This window comes from Bartonella tribocorum (assembly GCF_002778015.1).
Classification (GTDB): Bacteria; Pseudomonadota; Alphaproteobacteria; order Rhizobiales; family Rhizobiaceae; genus Bartonella; species Bartonella tribocorum_B.
Genome location: NZ_NJPP01000089.1, coordinates 1 through 688, shown reverse-complemented (window position 1 = coordinate 688; position 688 = coordinate 1). Strand labels below are relative to the sequence as shown.

1 protein-coding gene is annotated in these 688 nt (G+C 38.4%); it reads left to right on the top strand.

Annotation, left to right across the window (positions count from 1 at the left end):
• Positions 1 to 682, top strand: a 682-nt coding sequence (locus CEV08_RS09310) for a type IV secretion system protein (protein WP_245407092.1), incomplete at its 5' end; no start/stop codon positions are given.
• Positions 683 to 688: the final 6 nt, after the last annotated feature.

The window sequence follows — 688 nt, the reverse complement described above, 5'->3', positions numbered from 1 at the left end:
GGAGAGGAACATGAAAAAACAGGTTATTTTGATAGCAGTAGCAATAATTTTAACTTTGGGGTTTAACTTTGGGGAGTTCAAATCCGGTAATGGCTATAATGTTCCAGCTTTTGGGAATAAATCAAAACCAAAACCTCCCCCAAAACCAGCACCACCACCGCCACCGAAAGTGCAAACAATCCCTGCCTTCCTCGAAGTCTTAAAGAAACAACTTGCTCAACTAGAGAAGATACATGGGTCTATAACGGGAAGTCAAAAACTAAGTGCTGAAACTCTCAACAGTTTTTTTCTTAAGAAGCCAGAGTCAATTTATGACAATCATCCAGATGTAACTCGATTACTTCCAGAGATTCTGAGGCGCGAAGAAAATGATACTAACCCTTCTATTATCTTTGAGCGTATCAAACATGCAGCAACTACTGATAGAGCCATAAGTTTGCAAGTTTTTGAGGAAGCAAAAAATCGTTTTCAGCAAATATTAGAACTTGTAAAAAAAATAAATACAACAGCGGATTTGAAAAGTATTGCTGAATTACGGGCACGTATAGGAGGCATGCTGGCCATGATCCAAAATGAAGAAACAAAATTGCAAATGGTTGCACACTTACAAAATGCAGAACAAGCGCTTATCGATCAACAAAAGAAAATGCTTAGCAGGCGGGCATTTAGTAGTCACATTTAGTAGTCA